Source organism: Chitinophaga sp., assembly GCF_017745275.1.
Lineage (GTDB): Bacteria > Bacteroidota > Bacteroidia > Chitinophagales > Chitinophagaceae > Chitinophaga.
The window spans coordinates 85,457-102,237 of record NZ_JAGHZS010000013.1 but is presented as its reverse complement, the minus strand read 5'-3'; the positions used below and the strand labels follow the sequence as shown (position 1 = coordinate 102,237).

Sequence of the window (16,781 nt, the reverse complement as noted above, 5' to 3'; positions counted from 1 at the left end):
AAATGCCTATCTTTGCACCTTCTATTAAATGACCCAATTTTTTCAAGATATGAAGCACTTAAAATCATTATTCAAGGAACAATACAACCCTGAAAATTTTTTCCTGATTGCGGGCCCTTGTGTAATTGAAGAGGAAGAAATACTGATGACAGTAGCAGAGAAAGTAACGAGCATCTGTAAACGATTAAACATTCCTTATATTTTCAAGGCATCTTACCGTAAAGCCAACCGTACCAGTGTACATTCCTTTACTGGTATAGGTGATGTAGAAGGACTGGAACTGCTGCAGAAGGTTGGTAAAACATTTAACGTACCTGTCACCTCCGATATTCACTCTGCTGCAGAAGCTGCGATGGCAGCTGCTTACGTGGATGTATTGCAGATTCCGGCGTTCCTGTGCCGTCAAACAGATATCCTGTTGGCCGCCGCCGAAACAGGTAAAGTAGTGAATGTAAAGAAAGGGCAGTTCCTGAGTGGTGAATCCATGAAATTTGCGGTGGAAAAGATCAAAGGCGCCGGCAACGATCACATCATGCTAACAGAGCGTGGTACCACCTTTGGCTACCAGGACCTGGTAGTAGACTACCGCAATATCCCTATCATGAAACACCTAGGAGAGCCGGTAGTAATGGATTGTACACACTCTTTGCAACAGCCTAACCAAAGTAGTGGTGTAACCGGTGGTAATCCGCAAATGATCAGCACTATTGCCAAGGCTGCTATTGCCACCGGCGCAGACGGATTGTTCATTGAAACACATCCGGATCCTTCCAAAGCTAAATCTGACGGTGCTAACATGCTGCGTTTAGACCTGCTGGAAGAACTGCTGGAGAAACTGGTGGAGATTCGTAAAGTAGTAAGATAAGTATCTCATATAGAAACAAAGGGGCGAAGGCGCAAAGAATAATATTTTCTTTGCGCCTTCGCTCCTTTGTTTCTTTGCGTGCCTTTTTTCCGTAAATTCATTTCACACAAAATTCTGCTCACTATGATTAATATCCACGATTTAAAATCAGGTGATACCGTTATCACAAACTACGCAGGGCAAGAAAAAGAAGGGAAGATTTTACAGGTAGATCATGAGGACAAAAAAGTGTTGGTAGCGACGGATGAAAATGAGTACTGGTACGACCTGGACAATCTCTTACCGATTCATTTAACGGAAGCCACCTTGTTAAAATGGCAGTTTCACAAAGATGAGGCAGCATCGTCTCCGGCGGGTGGTACACTGTACGTAAGAGGGCCTTTCTCGGTGCGTATGTTTGAGGCTGGTCACAAACCGCTTTTACAGCTGCACTACCGGGATGAAACAAGGAATTTGAATAACCCGATTACGCTGAATGAATTGCAGAATCACTATCATGGTATGACCTTGTTCCATATGGAATAAACGACAATAGTATAAATAAAAAACCGGATGATGCACTGCTATGGCGGTGTCGTCATCCGGTTTTTTTATCTTGATATACTATAAATAACGCAGGGGATTTCTCCGGGCATTCTGGATATAATTTTTCATATTAACCCAGAACGCAAGAATCATATATACAATGAGAGGGGATCCCATTGTCAGAAAGGTGGCATAGATGAAAAAGATGCGTATACGGTAGGTGGCTACTCCCAGTTTTTCTCCAATAGCAGCACAAACACCGAACGCCTTCCATTCCACGAAATCTTTAATCCGGTTCATAGATCAAATTTATCAAATTCCGGCTGGAAAAACAAACGAAAAACGGGGCAGGGCATTGCCTGTTTAGGCGGTTGAATATCAGCATCTTTGCTGCGGTTGCGTGTTTCTGCTCATGATTACGGTAAAAAAGCAGGCCGTATAAATTTAATATAACGATTTTTAATAATTTTTTAGGCAGACAGAATCCGTTCATTTCCTTGATCTGTGGGTATTTAAAGGAACTGTTAAAGTACAGGAAGTTTATGCACAGTTGGCTATATCTTAAGTATTTAATTTAAAAACTTGTTGTTTTTAGTTAATTTTGCGTGCAATTTTTAACCGCTCTTAAATAATTTTTTTCCCATGGTGTTTGATATTGACATGATTAAAAAAGTGTATGCGGCACTACCGGGTAAGGTGGAAGCGACCCGCAAAATGTTAGGTCGCCCGCTCACGCTTGCCGAGAAGATTTTGTACGCTCACCTGTATGCACCTACTACCACGCCCTACGAAAGAGGCAAATCCTATGTTGAATTTGCGCCGGATCGCGTAGCTATGCAGGATGCAACTGCCCAGATGGCATTGCTCCAGTTTATGACCTGCGGCCGTGATAAAGTTGCGGTTCCTTCCACAGTACACTGTGATCACCTCATTCAAGCCAAGGTAGGCGCTACACAAGATCTTGCGACTGCTATTGACACCAATAAAGAAGTTTACGATTTCCTTTCCTCTATTTCTGATAAGTACGGCATTGGTTTCTGGAAACCAGGCGCAGGTATCATTCACCAGGTAGTACTGGAAAACTACGCGTTTCCAGGTGGTATGATGATCGGTACCGACTCCCACACTCCTAATGCCGGCGGTTTAGGCATGGTAGCAATTGGCGTTGGTGGTGCTGATGCAGTAGACGTAATGGCTGGCTTACCATGGGAGCTGAAAATGCCGAAACTGATCGGTGTGAAGCTGACTGGTAAAATGAGTGGCTGGACTTCTGCAAAAGACATTATCCTGAAAGTAGCTGGTATCCTCACTGTAAAAGGTGGTACAGGCGCTATCGTGGAATACTTTGGCGAAGGTGCTGATAGCTTCAGCGCTACCGGTAAAGGTACTATCTGTAACATGGGTGCTGAAATCGGTGCTACCTGCTCTCTCTTTGCTTACGATACCAAAATGGCAGATTACCTGAAAGTAACCGGCAGAACGGAAGTAGCTGCCCTGGCTGACCAGGTAAAAGAACACCTCCGTCCGGATGCTGAAGTATATGCTGATCCTGCCAAATACTACGACCAGGTGATTGAAATCAACCTGGACGAACTGGAACCCTATGTAAACGGTCCGTTTACACCGGATCTGGCATGGCCTATCTCCAAATTTGCACAGGCAGTAAAAGAAAACAACTGGCCTGAGAAACTGGATGTAGCCCTGATTGGTTCCTGCACCAACTCTTCTTACGAAGACATTTCCCGCTCTGCATCTCTGGCTCAACAGGCGATCGACAAGCAGCTGGATATGAAATCTGAATATACCATTACTCCAGGTTCTGAAGTAGTACGCTACACCATCGAAAGAGATGGCCTGCTGAATACTTTCGACCAGGTAGGTGGTGTGGTACTGGCAAATGCCTGCGGCCCCTGCATCGGTCAATGGGCACGTCACATCGATGATCCTAACCGCAAAAACTCTATCATCACTTCCTTCAACCGTAACTTCGCGAAGAGAAATGATGGTTATGCTTCTACCCACGCTTTCGTAGCTTCTCCGGAAATCGTTACTGCGCTGGCTATTGCAGGTAATCTGACCTTCAACCCGCTGACCGATAAGCTGAAGAACAAAAATGGCGAAGAAGTAATGCTGGATGAACCAGTAGGTTACGAACTGCCTCCAAATGGTTTTGCTGCAGAAGATGCAGGTTACCAGGCGCCTGCTGCTGATGGTAGCGGTGTACAGGTAATTGTATCTCCTACTTCCGACCGTTTACAACTCCTGGCGCCATTTGCTCCATGGGAAGGTACAGACCTGAAAGGACTGAAACTCCTCATCAAAGCAAAAGGTAAATGTACTACGGATCATATCTCTATGGCTGGTCCATGGCTGAAATACCGTGGCCACCTGGATAACATTTCCAACAACATGCTCATTGGTGCGGTAAACGCATTCAACGATAAAACTGATACCGTTAAGAACGCCTTAACCGGCGAATACGGTGCAGTTCCTGCCACTATGCGTGACTATAAAGCGAAAGGCTTTGGCGCTGTAGTAGTGGGTGATGAAAACTACGGTGAAGGCTCCAGCCGCGAACACGCTGCAATGGAACCACGTCACCTCGGCGTTCGTGCAATCCTGGTGAAATCTTTCGCCCGTATCCACGAAACAAACCTGAAAAAACAAGGTATGCTGGGTCTGACCTTCGCTAACAAAGAAGATTACGATTTAATCCAGGAAGACGATACCATCGATATCCTTGGACTGACTACTTTCACTCCAGGCAAACAGCTGACCGTTGTACTGCATCATAAAGATGGCAGCACCAGCGAATTCCCTGTAAACCACACGTACAACGAACAACAGATCGAGTGGTTTAAAGCAGGTGGTGCGTTGAACGTTATCCGCGCTGAAGCAGCAAAGAAATAAGCAGCAAAGAAATAAGCGGAAAGCATAAAGCGGAAAGCAAAAAGCTATTATAGCGAATGATCTAAGCGGATTTCCGTGAAGAGCATTCGCTATAATAGTTTTATAGACATTATCACATTATCTTGCATTATTATCTTTAGTAACTGTTTTTAAACCCACCTGTATGCTGCACGATAAATGGATTCAACTGCATGCCAGCCACAACGAAGATCCCTCCCTCGTTACCTATCAATATGAATATCTCACCATGATGTATAGCGGGGAACAACGCACCTATCACAACTTGTCGCATATCACGCAGATGATCCTGCTTTGGGAAGAATTTGTTGCTCACCTGCAAGACCCGGAAGTAGTGCTTTGGGCCATTTTCTTCCATGATCTTGTTTATAATCCATTGATGAAAAACAATGAGGCCGACAGTGCGGAAGCAGCAGAAAGATACCTGCAGAAAATCGGTTACCCGGAAAATAAAATAACATTGGTCAGCGAGTTTATTGTGGCTACTAAAACACATATCAATACCCTAAACAATAAAGACCTGGATTATTTCCTGGATTTTGACCTGCAAATATTGGGAACTGCACTGGAAGCATACAAAACTTACTCCCGGCAAATCAGGCAGGAATACAGCATCTATCCCGACCTGCTGTATAAACCAGGCCGGAAAAAGCTATTAAAACATTTCCTGGAAGCGCCAGCTATCTATCATACGCCCGTATTCCGGGAACTATATGAAGCACAGGCCCGGGAAAATATTCAGACGGAAATCAATACCTTATAAACAAGTCAAATGAAAAGTATCGTTGTTTTTTGTGGTTCAGGCGCAGGCGAATTACCTGTGTACATGGAACAGGCTAAATTATTGGGAGCTTCACTGGCACAGCGCCAGTTGACGCTGGTATACGGTGGCGCCAGAGTAGGACTCATGGGGGCTGTTGCAGATGGCGCTTTGCAGGCAGGCGGCAAAGTGATTGGCGTATTACCTCATTTTCTGCAACAAAAAGAACTGGCACATAAAGGACTCACTGAGTTAATCCTGGTAGATACTATGCATGAACGCAAAACCAAAATGAATGAATTATCCGATGGTGTTATTACACTGCCCGGTGGATTTGGCACTATGGAGGAATTGTTTGAAATGCTTACCTGGGGCCAACTCGGACTGCATCAAAAACCTATTGGCCTGCTCAATGTGAACGGTTTTTATGATCACCTCATCGCATTAGCCACCACCATGACCAACAACGGCTTCCTGTCTGCTGCCAACCAGGATAGATTGCTTCATAGCAACAATATCGAACAATTATTGCAGCAAATGGAGCAATATCAACCTTCATTGGATATCAAGTGGATTTCGAAAGAACAAAGCTAAATAGAACGTGTTTTCCATAACGGCTTTTCAAGCGTAAACCTGCGCACCAGGCTCACCCTGAAGTTACCGGTACCAAATGTCTGATAGGTATTTGGTATCGGCATACCACTGCGGGTGGTCATGGCTACATAGTGTATCCCTGCAAAGTAACGGCTGGAATTGTAGCCCAGGGAGGCCCGCACGGTATTACTGAACTGAACACCTACTTTGCGGCTGATAGTGCCGTTTTCCATGAAAAGACTGGTAACATTTCCACCCAACCCGGAAGTAAGCGACAGCGATAAAAAGAAATGCTGTTTAACAACAAAAGTATATGCATACCCCGCATTGGCCGCCAGCGAAGAGATGCCCGTTTTGTAATAGTGTTCATCCCGCAGGAAAAAGGTATCCGCCATATTGGAAGGTATGAGAGAAGAATCTCCTTTTATTCTTCCTAAAAACATTTCGCCGCCTAAGAGGAAAGAGCCGGCGCTTTTCTTTTGGTATTCATTCTGCAGGTTAGGTGCCCGGTAGGAAAAACGTTTATCGTTGAAAATATACTGCACATTGAGTCCGAAATCAATGTTCCGGATATCCGGCCGCTGCGGGTAAGGATGGAGCGCAGCATATTCCTTACCAAATACCTTTTCAGGATTGGCAACATAGTAGCCTTTATAATATTGGCCATAAAAGTCTACCACAATTTTACGCAGATAAATATGTGACTGGAGATCGATGTATTTTGTATTGCCGTATTTGTCATTCTGCCGGTTAATGAATGGCAGATTAAAGCCCAGGTTCAATCCCACGAAGCGATAGTTAGCGCCAAAACCGATGTTAAACGGCGTATTGGGGCGGTATAAAATATCTTTCTTCTGCTTACGGTCAATGATATCAAACTTGGTATATTTACGCGACCCATAGAGCCTGGCGGTGATATCTTCCGTATGGTCTTCTATATATGCCGTGTCATTTTCGGTTTTCAACCATTTCCAAAACCTTCCCTGCGCCTGTAGTTGCGTAGTTCCGGTTAGCAATATGATGCCCCATACTATAATTCGTAGATTCATAACTGTTGTAGGTTAATTTAGATCAGCCAGGTAGTTCAACGACTTCCAACTGTTGAATATTGCCTGCGTCCAGTTGAAAGCGCAGGAGAGTTTTCACTTTATGCCATCCTTGTTGCCCACATGCCCCGGGATTCATGTGCAACAAATGCAGTGCCGCATCAGGCATTACTTTCAGAATATGGGAATGCCCGCTGATAAAGAGTTTGGCAGGATGTCGTTGTAGCTGTTCCTTTACACCGGGGGCATATTTCCCCGGATAACCACCAATATGTGTCATCATCACCTCTACTCCCTCCAGGTTAAAGCGCAGGGTTTCCGGGTAACGGATACGGATATCCGCACCGTCGATATTACCGAACACGGCCCTGAATGGTTTAAACGCTTCGAGTTTATCTGCCAGTTCCACATTTCCAATATCGCCGGCATGCCAGATTTCATCCACGTCTTCAAAGTATTTAAATACCTGCGGATGCAAATAACTATGCGTATCCGACATGAGTCCTATTTTTTTCAAGGGAGAAATATTAATTTGGTAGTTATATGTCAAAAGAAAACGCTCCTAACACTACTGCGTGTTTACTTATTTGCTGTCCTGATCGTCCCGGCATAGTAGCGGGCGTATCCCAGTTCCTATACCAATTGGGTGCAAATATACTTGATGCAAGTCAACACAGTACCGATCCCCGGGAAGGTTTATTTTTTATGCGCATGGAATTCCAGCTCGATCAGTTGGACAAGTCCGAGCTGGAAACCGCTTTTCAGCAGCAGGTAGCCACCCCGTTACAAATGGACTGGAAAATTAATTACAGCGACCAGCGGATGCGGATGGCTATCATGGTATCTGCCTATGATCATTGCCTGCTGGAGCTTTTATGGAGATGGAAAAGCGGGGAATTACCTGTTGATATTCCGCTCGTTATTTCCAATCATTCGTTGTTGGAAAAAGAGTGCACCGCTATGGATATTCCGTTTCATTACCTCCCGGTTACCAGCACTACCAAAGTGCTACAGGAACGTACGGCAATCCGGCTGCTGGAAGAGCATCATATTGATTTCACGGTGTTGGCAAGATACATGCAAATATTATCTCCGGAGTTTGTCAGTATTTATCCACAACGCATCATTAATATTCATCACTCCTTTTTGCCCGCGTTTGCTGGCGCCAGACCTTACCTTAACGCCTATACGAGAGGCGTTAAGCTGATTGGTGCCACTGCCCACTATGTGACCAATGAACTGGACGAAGGGCCTATTATTGAGCAGGATGTAGCAAGGGTAAGCCATAAGCATACCGTAGAAGACCTGGTGATGCTGGGCCGTGATATTGAGCGGCAGGTGCTGACCAGGGCAGTAAAAGCACATGTGAGCCACCGCGTGATTTTACATGGTAACAAAACAATTGTATTCTGATAAAGAAAAAGGGCTGACAATCATTTGTCAGCCCTTCTCCATATTAGCCTTTCTTAGCTTTCTTCTTAATGAACTTCGCAAGTTTTTTACCGGTGATAGCATAAGATTCTGCTATACGGGTACCGGTATCAAAATCGTATCCACCGAAAGTACCGCCTGGTGCTTTGGTAATGGTTACTCTCGCTAATACTTTTGTAAGATCTTCATTGGGAACGATCAAAGCTTCTGTATTAACAGACGCTTTCTTACGGGATATTCCAATATTCCAGCCCGGCTCAACAAAGGTAGTTTTCAAAATCAGCGTATACTTCGCTTTTTTGCTTTTACCCAATTTCAGATCACCATATTCATTAAACAGGTCATTGAATTTAGGTTCAAATCTCCGGGCTCTGTCAGACTTCCAGGCTTTCACCCAGCTATCTCCACGACCGGGTTCTTTCTTATTGTACTCTGTTACTTTTTTTTCAATGTAATCTGCTTCATTGGCAAATTTTCCAACGCCTAAGCTGTCGTAGTTATAGATTACATTCATTTGGGTTTGACCTTTCAGTACACCGAGGCTACCTTCTACTAGTTTGATCTTTTGTGCGCTTGCTGAAACGCCGATCGCAAGGAGGGTTACCAGAGACAAGGTCCTGGGGATTAATTTCATATAGGTATAAGTTTTGTGCAAACTTATAACTTATGTAATATATCTCGCTACAAAGAAAGTTGTATTTTATATACAAAATCGCCGGAGCTTATCTTGTAGCCCCGGCGATACGATGTTAATCCATTTTATTTCTCTATAAACTTAGCGAGTTTTTTTCCTGCTACTGCATAAGATTCCATGATCCGCATGCCGGTGTCAAAATCGAAGCCCATCATACGACCTGGCGCATTATCGAGCGATATTTTAGCCACCACTTTACCCGGGTTAGCTGTTTCTACAATACTGATTTCTGCATCGATATAAGAGTTTTTACGGGCTACTCCTACATTAAATCCAGGTTCAATAAAAGTGGTGTGAAAAACCAGGGTGTACTTTGCATTAGGGAATTTACCAGCTTTGAGATCTCCATTCTCATTGAACAATTCTTCAAATTTAGGTTCAAACCTGTTGGCACGATCGTCTTTCCAGGCTTTGGCCCAGGTGTCGCCTTTTCCGGCTTCCTTGTTGTTGTACTCCGTTGTTTTCTTCTTTATATAATCTTCTTCGCTGTCTTTGCCTACAGACAGATGATCATACGTGAATTCCACATTGATTTCTTTTTGATCTTTCAGGGTAGCGAGGTCGCCGTCTACCAGTTTAATTTTTTGCGCGATGGCGGGAATACAAAGCATTGCCAGCAGTACGGTAACTGCTACTTTTGGGATTAGTTGCATAACATAACAATTTGACGCAAAAATATTGAAATTATTCAGTTTCCGGTCAGGGCCGGAAATTTTATTTTATCTTTAGAGAGATGCTACACGCTGCTTTATATCACTATCTCCGCAGGGAATGCGACAATGTTATTGCCGCCTATACTACGCTACAGCAGGTTCCCGGCGATGCCGATGCCGTGCATGTGTTACGGGTAGGCGTGAAAAAACTTCGTGCCTTTTTTGCCCTGGCAAAGCAACTACCGGGTTACAGCTTCGGTGCTGGTAAGCATCTGCGCGCGGTACGGTTGATACAGGCCGTGGGTGGGGCTGCCCGGGATACGCACCTGCAGGAAAAACACCTGCGCAGCTATGAACTAAAAGTCAAATGGCGTTTCGCTTTTGCTCATTTATTATTACGCAATAAACAAACTACGGCTAATACACTGCTACAAGCCACTGTGAAGCATAGCTCCCTGAAGCAGTTAGGGACCCTGCCGGAAAAATTTAAAGAAGCTATTGCTGATATAGATGCAGTTGCAGCTACCATTGCATTGGAAAAATACCTGCAACAACAACACCAGCGCATTACTCCGCCAGCCAGCAGGGCGCATCACGACGTATGGCACAGCGTAAGGAAAGATACCAAATCATTATACTACCAACTCACTATCATGGAACAGGTGCTTCCCTCCCATCAAACCGAAGTGCTGATTCCACACACCAAAAAGGCCGGCGAACTATTAGGACAATGGCATGATACCAGTGAATTATTATTATTTACAAAAGCTACGATAGCACAACTGAAGAAGGAGAAAATTGTATTGCCGGTGAATGCATCACAACTGGTACAATTACTACAGGTAGATATGAAAGAGCAACTGGCACTGTGTTCGAAGCAGTTGAAGGAGCTTTTAGTCATTAGCTTTTAGTCTCGCAAAGAAGCAAAGAAGCAAAAGAAAATTATCTCCGCTCCTTTGCTTCTTTGCGAGACTAAAACGGTTCTTCCCCCGAATAAGCCATCACAATTTCAAAGATCAGGGAGGCCGCCAGTTTAGCGGTACGATTATCTATATCCAATGAAGGATTCAATTCTGCAATATCTGTAGCTGCTACTTTTCCACTTTGCAATATCCGGCGGTAGCACTGGAGGAATAAGCCTCCGGGCATAATACCATTATAGGCCGTAGCACTTACGCCAGGTGCAAAAGGTGCCGCAAATACATCTAAACAGGTGGTCAGGTATACTTTATCCACCTGTCCCAGGAAATGCTGGATAGCAGCAAATAAAGTGTCTTTATCCTGCAGATGGAAAGCATCTGCGCTCACGTAAGTGGCATCTGCTTCTCCCGCTATGTTAAACAACTGCCGGGTATTCCCGTTTTTCTGGATACCCAGTGCGAGATAATTAAATGGGGTGCCGGACTGCTTACAGTCCTGCGATAGTTGCCAGAACCCGGTACCAGAGCTGGCACCAGCTTCCTCTGGTACACGGATATCGAAATGTGCGTCAAAGTTGATAAAGCCAACCTTCTGCCTGCCCGCAAAACGGCGCAACCCACTGGCATGACCATACGTAATTTCATGACCACCACCCAGCAGCAGTGGCAGATATCCGGCAGTGAGGATAGCATGTACTGCTTCACTCAGCACCTGTTGGGCGTTTTCCAGCTCACCATCTACACAAAGAATATCTCCGGCATCCAGTATTACGGTTTGTTCACTGAAATGAACGGGGAAGTTGGCGATGGCTTTCCTCAATGCTGCGGGACCTGCAACTGCACCGGTTCTGCCTTTGTTACGGCGCACCCCCTCATCACAGGCAAAGCCCAGCAATATAATTCCTTTGCCTTGTGGTGGCAGTACAGGCAATGCGCCCTGCAACAGGTCCACTACGCTGATGACCTGGTGCCAACGCAACAGGTCGGGCGTTGTTCCATCTATACGTCCGGTCCATACATTGGCGGCCGTTGGCTGATAGCTATCCTTTGTTATCATACATTACGATACTAATTCTCCTTTTTTCCACACCATAGCAGGTTTCATCTTCCCCTGGTAATAGAGGATATCACGGTAGTCGCTGGTTGGATAAGCCTGCAGGTCCGCGGCGTATCCGGCCAGCATCATACCTGCATCTTTCAGTTGTAATGCAGGGGCAGCTCTTACGGTAAGCGCTGCCAGCACTTCTGCTGTGGATAATTTTTCTGCGGCACTCATTACGGCTGCCTGGATCAGCAAATCGCCCATAGGCGCGGACCCTGGGTTCCAGTCGCTGGCAATGGCCACACTGGCGCCCGCATTCAGCAACTTCCTGGCGGGTGCATATTGCATCCCCAACCCTAATGAAGCACCCGGCAAAACTACAGCAACTGTATTTGAATTTGCGAGTAAAGCAATTTCTTTTTCATTGCTGGCCTCCAGGTGGTCGGCAGATAAGGCGCCGGTATTTACGGCTACTGCTGCTCCGCCGGCGCTGAACTGGTCGGCATGCACCGTGGCCGCAAAGCCCTGCTGCATCGCCTGCTTCAGAAATACCGTGGCTGCATCCACTGAGAAAGCGGTTTCCTCGATGAAAATATCCACGCGGTTTGTTAACTGCTCCTGTTGCAATAACGGCAGCAGTTCGTCAGACACCCATTGCAGGTATTCCGTTTCCGAACCAGTGTAGTCACGTGGCTTCATGTGTGCGGCCAGGCAGGTGCTGATCAGCGTAGCTTTGGTGTGCAGGCCCGCCTGTTGTATGGCGCGCAGCATTTTCAGCTCCCCCTCCAGGTTAAGCCCATAGCCACTCTTCACCTCTATGGTAGTTACCCCTTCTTTCAGGTGACGGTTAGCACGCGCCACCGTATTCTCCGTGAGTGTAACGATATCGGCTATACGTGTTTTAGTGACAGAATCCCATATGCCGCCACCCGCACGTGCAATTTCCAGGTAACTCTTACCGGCTATACGCATGGCGTAATCACGGTTGCGGGTACCATCGTAACAGATATGTGTATGACAGTCAATAAAGCCGGGCAACAGCACCATTGGCGTATCGATGAAAGCAATTTCGCTGTCCGGATACTTTTTGAGCAATGACTTATAATCCGCTACGGCAATGATTTCCCCATCTTCCAATACTACCCCGCCTTTTTCTATTACCGCTAACTGTTCATCCTGCAACGTGCCTTTCAGCGATAATCCCGTCATAGGAAGCATCTGTGCAAATGGACCGAGTAAGGTTTTCATTAGCTGTTGCTTTTTAGCTTTTAGCAGCTAGCTTTTAGCTTTTAGCAGATACAGCGGAGACCCTGTTATATTAATCTTCGCTGCATTTGCTAAAAGCTAAAAGCTAGCTGCTAAAAGCTTAGTAAATATTGATGTTAAATTTCTTTCCCCATTCCTGTGCCTTTTCATAACCGGCATCGGCATGACGGAAAATACCAAGGGCTGGATCGTTAAACAACACACGGCTCAGGCAATCTGCTGCACGGTCGGTACCATCGGCCAGTACTACCATGCCGGCATGTTGAGAGTAACCCATACCCACACCACCACCATGATGGAAGGATACCCAGGTAGCACCGCCACCGGTATTGGCCATCAGGTTGAGTAGCGTCCAGTCGCTCACCGCATCGGAACCATCTTTCATGGATTCTGTTTCCCGGTTAGGAGACGCTACAGAGCCACAGTCGAGGTGATCACGACCAATCACAATCGGTGCTTTCACTTTACCGGTTCTCACCAGCTCATTAAAAATGCGGCCTGCTTTTTCTCTTTCGCCCAGTCCCAGCCAGCAAATGCGGGCAGGTAATCCCTGGAACGCCACTTTCTCCCGGGCTTCTTTCAGCCAGTTGATCAGGTGGGTATTTTCCGGGAACGCCTCTATCAGCGCCTGGTCTGTGGTATAAATATCTTCCGGATCGCCAGAAAGTGCTACCCAGCGGAACGGTCCTTTTCCTTCGCAGAACAGCGGACGGATATACGCCGGGGTGAATCCGGGGAAGTTGAAGGCATTGGGTTCACCACCTTCACGGGCAAACTCACGCAGGTTGTTACCATAGTCAAAAGTGACCGCACCTTTTTGCTGCAACTGCAACATCAGGCCTACGTGGCGGGCCATGCTTTTCAGCGACAGCTCCCGATACTTCACCGCATCGCTTTTACGCAGCGCCAGTGCTTCCGCCAGTGTGATACCGTTAGGCACATAGCCGTTCAGCGGATCATGGGCAGAAGTTTGATCGGTCAGGATATCCGGGATGATGTTATCTTTCAACATCCTTTCCAGCATATCACCGGCATCACTTACCAAACCAATAGACAGCGCCTGACCTTTGGCCTGCGCTTCTTTCGCCCACTGGATGGCTTCCTCGTAGGAATAAGTCATGCGATCAATGTAGCGGGTATCCAGTCTTTTCTGAATACGGGTAGGATCAATGTCGGCGCCAATAAACACCGCACCGGCCATGGTAGCGGCCAGTGGCTGTGCGCCACCCATACCGCCAATACCTGCGGTAACCAGTAACTTGCCGGCGAGGTTGCCATTGAAATGCTGGCGGCCGCACTCCATAAAGGTTTCATAGGTTCCCTGCAGGATACCTTGTGTACCGATATAGATCCAGCTACCGGCGGTCATCTGGCCGTACATCATCAAACCTTTTGCACGCAGCTCGTTGAAGTGTTCCCAGGTGGCCCATTTAGGCACCAGGTTACTGTTGGCCAGCATAACACGCGGAGCCTGCGGATGCGTACGAACAATACCTACCGGTTTACCGGATTGCACCAGTAAAGAGTGATGATCATCCAGCTCCAGTAATATTTCAATAATTTTTTGCAGTGATTCGCGGTTACGTGCTGCCTGACCGATACCGCCGTACACCACCAGTTCATCGGGGTTTTCAGCTACTTCTGCATCGAGGTTATTGAGCAACATGCGCAACGGCGCTTCGGTTTGCCATGATTTAGCGTGCAACTGCGGACCACGGGGAGCTTTATAATGTGGGTGCGCTGCGTATGTTTTAATAAAGTCCGAACTGGTCATTATAAATTCCGTTTAAGTTAAGTTGATGTTGGGCCGCAGCTTCGTTGGCTACGCGCACCAGTGACTGATCTGCGATGATGGTGTGTAAAGCGGCAATGTCTTCCGAGAAGATGCGGTCTTTGTCGGCGAACGCTACTTTTCTGCGGGTGTATTGATGCACCGCTTCGAGCACCGGGCCTGACTTCAGCGGACGGCGGAAATCTACTGCCTGTGCGGCATACAGTAGTTCTATCGCCAGTATATATTCGAGGTTACCGATTACCTGGTTCAGTTTGCGACCGCTGATAGAACCCATGGATACGTGGTCTTCCTGACCCAGGGAAGTAGGCACGCTATCTGCGCTGGCAGGGAAACACAGGGTTTTATTTTCGGTAACGAGGGCCGCGGTGGTATACTGCGGGATCATGAATCCTGAGTTTAAACCAGCGTCCTGTATCAGCAATTTCGGCAGGCCATATCTTCCTTCAATCATCATATAACAACGTCTGTCGGAAATATTACCCAGCTCCGCAGCCGCTACAGTGGCGTAGTCCAGCGGCAAGGCCATTGGCTGACCATGGAAGTTACCACCACTGATGGTATCTTCTGCACTGAAAATAATCGGGTTATCGGTTACTGCATTCAGTTCTATGGTAGTGAGTTCCATCAGGTGCTGCCAGGCGGTACGGGAAGCGCCATGTACCTGTGGCATACAGCGCAGGGAGTAAGGGTCCTGAACGCGGCCGCAGTCCACATGCGACGACATAATTTCAGAATGGTCCAGCATTGTTTTCAGGCGGTGTGCCACCAGCTGGTTACCGGGAAACGGGCGAATAGCATGTAAGCGGGGATCAAAAGGTTTAGCAGTACCCATGAGTCCTTCGAGGGATAAAGCGCCGATGATATCTGCCGCTTCCAGGGCGTTGTGCAGACGTTGAACCGCTTTCACTGCAAACGATAGGATAAACTGTGTGCCGTTAATCAGCGCCAGGCCTTCTTTTGGTCCCAGTACTACCGGGGCAATACCTTCCTGTTGCATCATGGCAGCGGTGCTGGTTTGCTGTCCTTTATAGTATACCTGTCCGAGACCAATCAATGGCAGGAAGAGATGCGATAATGGCGCGAGGTCGCCGGAGGCGCCAACAGAGCCTTTTTCAGGCACCAATGGTGTTACCTGATGATCGATATGCCAGATGATACGTTCCAGGGTAGACAATGCAGCACCTGAAAAACCCTGTGCCAGCGCATGTACTTTGGTAATAAGCATAATGCGGGCAATTTCTTCCGGGATAGGATTTCCCACTCCTACACTATGGCTTTGCAGGATATTATACTGCAGGGCGCGGGTATCTTCTTCTGAAATTTTGGTATCACACAAGGGACCAAATCCGGTGTTGATACCGTATACCGTTGTATGCTGTGATACGATGGTTTGTACATACCCGAAGCTGGTTTGTACACGGGCAATCACTTCCGGTACCAGGATCCCTTTCACTTTGCCGGCCGCGATATCAATGGCGGTGGCAACAGTGAGCTGGTCTATACCGTACTTAAAAATATCACTCATGGTCAGTTATTTTTTTGGTGTATGATTATAGCTGTTGTTTGATTCTTTCAGATAGTGGTGTTTGTTGTACGGCCTGTTCTATTTGTGCAATAGCGGTCAATATTTGCTGGCTTTGTTTATTCTCGGTAGCCAGTGCTTCCATCGCCTGGGTGATGGCTTCCCAAACAGGTTGGATTTGTTGCAGCAGTTCTTCTCCTTTTTTAGAGAAGGCTACCAGTTGGCGACGGCCATCTTCCTTGCAGGGCGTGGTTTTCAGCAGTCCTTTCTTTTTAAGGTTGGTCACCATCTGGCTAACGGCGGAATGGGAAATTTCCAACTGATCAGAGATATCGATCATAGAAACCGGCTGTTGTTTGGACAACAGGTAAAATACCGGGAACCAGCTGGCATCAAAGGGAATCCCTGCCTGTTCATATACTTTGTTGACTTCCATAAGGAAGTATTCACTCAGGCGGCGCAGGCGGCTGCCAAAAACAAGATAGCCTAATGATGGATAGAACGACATGGGAAAGAATTACGAATTACGAATTACGAATTACGGAGTTGTGAGTAGATATAAGCGAATACTTCTCCAAAGACGATATTTATAATTCCTGTTTAAATTTATATAAGTACTTATACAATATTACGAAAGAAAAATGAAAATCTGATCACATCCAGGAAAATATATAAGCACTTATATATTTTAGTAATAGAAAGACGAAATACGCAGGCTGGCCGTTAATTTACGCTATTGG

The 16,781-nt window shown here is 46.5% G+C and carries 17 protein-coding genes; 7 read left to right on the top strand and 10 right to left on the bottom strand.

What is annotated here, in order from left to right:
- Positions 1 to 49: 49 nt before the first annotated feature.
- Both kdsA and J7623_RS31025 read left to right on the top strand, forming a co-directional pair.
- Entirely contained in the window at positions 50 to 865 is an 816-nt protein-coding gene (gene kdsA, locus J7623_RS31030) for a 3-deoxy-8-phosphooctulonate synthase (RefSeq protein WP_291929055.1), read from the top strand.
- Between the two features lie 123 nt (positions 866 to 988).
- Positions 989 to 1,390: a hypothetical protein gene (locus J7623_RS31025; RefSeq protein ID WP_291929052.1), complete on the top strand. Its 402-nt coding sequence runs from the start codon at positions 989 to 991 to the stop codon at positions 1,388 to 1,390.
- A gap of 78 nt (positions 1,391 to 1,468) precedes the next feature.
- Here the strand turns inward: J7623_RS31025 and J7623_RS31020 are convergent, their stop codons facing one another.
- Positions 1,469 to 1,690 carry a PspC domain-containing protein gene (locus J7623_RS31020; RefSeq protein ID WP_291929051.1) on the bottom strand — a complete coding sequence of 74 codons (222 nt, stop codon included), beginning with the start codon at positions 1,688 to 1,690 and terminating at the stop codon, positions 1,469 to 1,471.
- 342 nt (positions 1,691 to 2,032) lie between these two features.
- On the opposite strand from J7623_RS31020, the gene J7623_RS31015 reads away from it, so the two are divergent.
- The 3 genes from J7623_RS31015 (at position 2,033) to J7623_RS31005 (ending at position 5,672) form a co-directional block, all read left to right on the top strand.
- A complete protein-coding gene (locus tag J7623_RS31015; protein WP_291929050.1) occupies positions 2,033 to 4,300 on the top strand; it encodes an aconitate hydratase in 2,268 nt (755 codons plus the stop codon).
- A 163-nt stretch (positions 4,301 to 4,463) separates the two neighbouring features.
- Positions 4,464 to 5,081, top strand: coding sequence for a hypothetical protein (locus J7623_RS31010; protein ID WP_291929047.1), 618 nt, complete (start codon positions 4,464 to 4,466; stop codon positions 5,079 to 5,081).
- 9 nt (positions 5,082 to 5,090) lie between these two features.
- Positions 5,091 to 5,672 (top strand): TIGR00730 family Rossman fold protein, encoded by a 582-nt coding sequence (locus J7623_RS31005; RefSeq protein ID WP_291929044.1) that lies wholly within the window; start codon positions 5,091 to 5,093, stop codon positions 5,670 to 5,672.
- Here the strand turns inward: J7623_RS31005 and J7623_RS31000 are convergent.
- Both J7623_RS31000 and J7623_RS30995 read right to left on the bottom strand, forming a co-directional pair.
- Entirely contained in the window at positions 5,669 to 6,721 is a 1,053-nt protein-coding gene (locus tag J7623_RS31000) for a DUF4421 domain-containing protein (protein WP_291929040.1), read from the bottom strand. The genes J7623_RS31005 and J7623_RS31000 overlap by 4 nt on opposite strands.
- Before the next feature lie 22 nt (positions 6,722 to 6,743).
- Positions 6,744 to 7,217: a metallophosphoesterase family protein gene (locus J7623_RS30995; RefSeq protein WP_291929037.1), complete on the bottom strand. Its 474-nt coding sequence runs from the start codon at positions 7,215 to 7,217 to the stop codon at positions 6,744 to 6,746.
- A 44-nt stretch (positions 7,218 to 7,261) separates the two neighbouring features.
- On the opposite strand from J7623_RS30995, the gene purU reads away from it, so the two are divergent.
- Positions 7,262 to 8,131, top strand: a complete 870-nt coding sequence (purU, locus tag J7623_RS30990) for a formyltetrahydrofolate deformylase (RefSeq protein ID WP_291929034.1) — start codon at positions 7,262 to 7,264, stop codon at positions 8,129 to 8,131.
- Between the two features lie 43 nt (positions 8,132 to 8,174).
- On the opposite strand, the gene J7623_RS30985 is transcribed toward purU, so the two are convergent.
- The gene (locus tag J7623_RS30985) at positions 8,175 to 8,783 is read right to left on the bottom strand and encodes a hypothetical protein (RefSeq protein ID WP_291929032.1); all 609 of its coding nucleotides are present in this window, start codon (positions 8,781 to 8,783) and stop codon (positions 8,175 to 8,177) included.
- A 125-nt stretch (positions 8,784 to 8,908) separates the two neighbouring features.
- A complete protein-coding gene (locus tag J7623_RS30980) occupies positions 8,909 to 9,496 on the bottom strand; it encodes a hypothetical protein (RefSeq protein WP_291929030.1) in 588 nt (195 codons plus the stop codon).
- 80 nt (positions 9,497 to 9,576) lie between these two features.
- Here J7623_RS30980 and J7623_RS30975 point away from each other — a divergent pair, with 80 nt between their 5' ends.
- Positions 9,577 to 10,407 (top strand): CHAD domain-containing protein, encoded by an 831-nt coding sequence (locus J7623_RS30975; RefSeq protein ID WP_291929028.1) that lies wholly within the window; start codon positions 9,577 to 9,579, stop codon positions 10,405 to 10,407.
- A gap of 61 nt (positions 10,408 to 10,468) precedes the next feature.
- On the opposite strand, the gene hutG is transcribed toward J7623_RS30975, so the two are convergent.
- From hutG to J7623_RS30950, 5 genes are all read right to left on the bottom strand, one after another.
- Positions 10,469 to 11,473, bottom strand: coding sequence for a formimidoylglutamase (gene hutG / locus J7623_RS30970; protein ID WP_291929025.1), 1,005 nt, complete (start codon positions 11,471 to 11,473; stop codon positions 10,469 to 10,471).
- Positions 11,474 to 11,476: 3 nt separating this feature from the next.
- On the bottom strand, positions 11,477 to 12,706 hold the full coding sequence (gene hutI / locus J7623_RS30965; protein WP_291929021.1) for an imidazolonepropionase: 1,230 nt from the start codon (positions 12,704 to 12,706) through the stop codon (positions 11,477 to 11,479).
- 118 nt (positions 12,707 to 12,824) lie between these two features.
- The gene (gene hutU, locus J7623_RS30960) at positions 12,825 to 14,498 is read right to left on the bottom strand and encodes a urocanate hydratase (protein WP_291929020.1); all 1,674 of its coding nucleotides are present in this window, start codon (positions 14,496 to 14,498) and stop codon (positions 12,825 to 12,827) included.
- Positions 14,476 to 16,044 carry a histidine ammonia-lyase gene (hutH, locus tag J7623_RS30955; protein WP_291929017.1) on the bottom strand — a complete coding sequence of 523 codons (1,569 nt, stop codon included), beginning with the start codon at positions 16,042 to 16,044 and terminating at the stop codon, positions 14,476 to 14,478. The genes hutU and hutH overlap by 23 nt, the downstream gene beginning before the upstream one ends.
- Positions 16,045 to 16,069: 25 nt before the next feature.
- Positions 16,070 to 16,549 (bottom strand): MarR family transcriptional regulator, encoded by a 480-nt coding sequence (locus J7623_RS30950; protein WP_291929014.1) that lies wholly within the window; start codon positions 16,547 to 16,549, stop codon positions 16,070 to 16,072.
- Between the last annotated feature and the right edge of the window lie 232 nt (positions 16,550 to 16,781).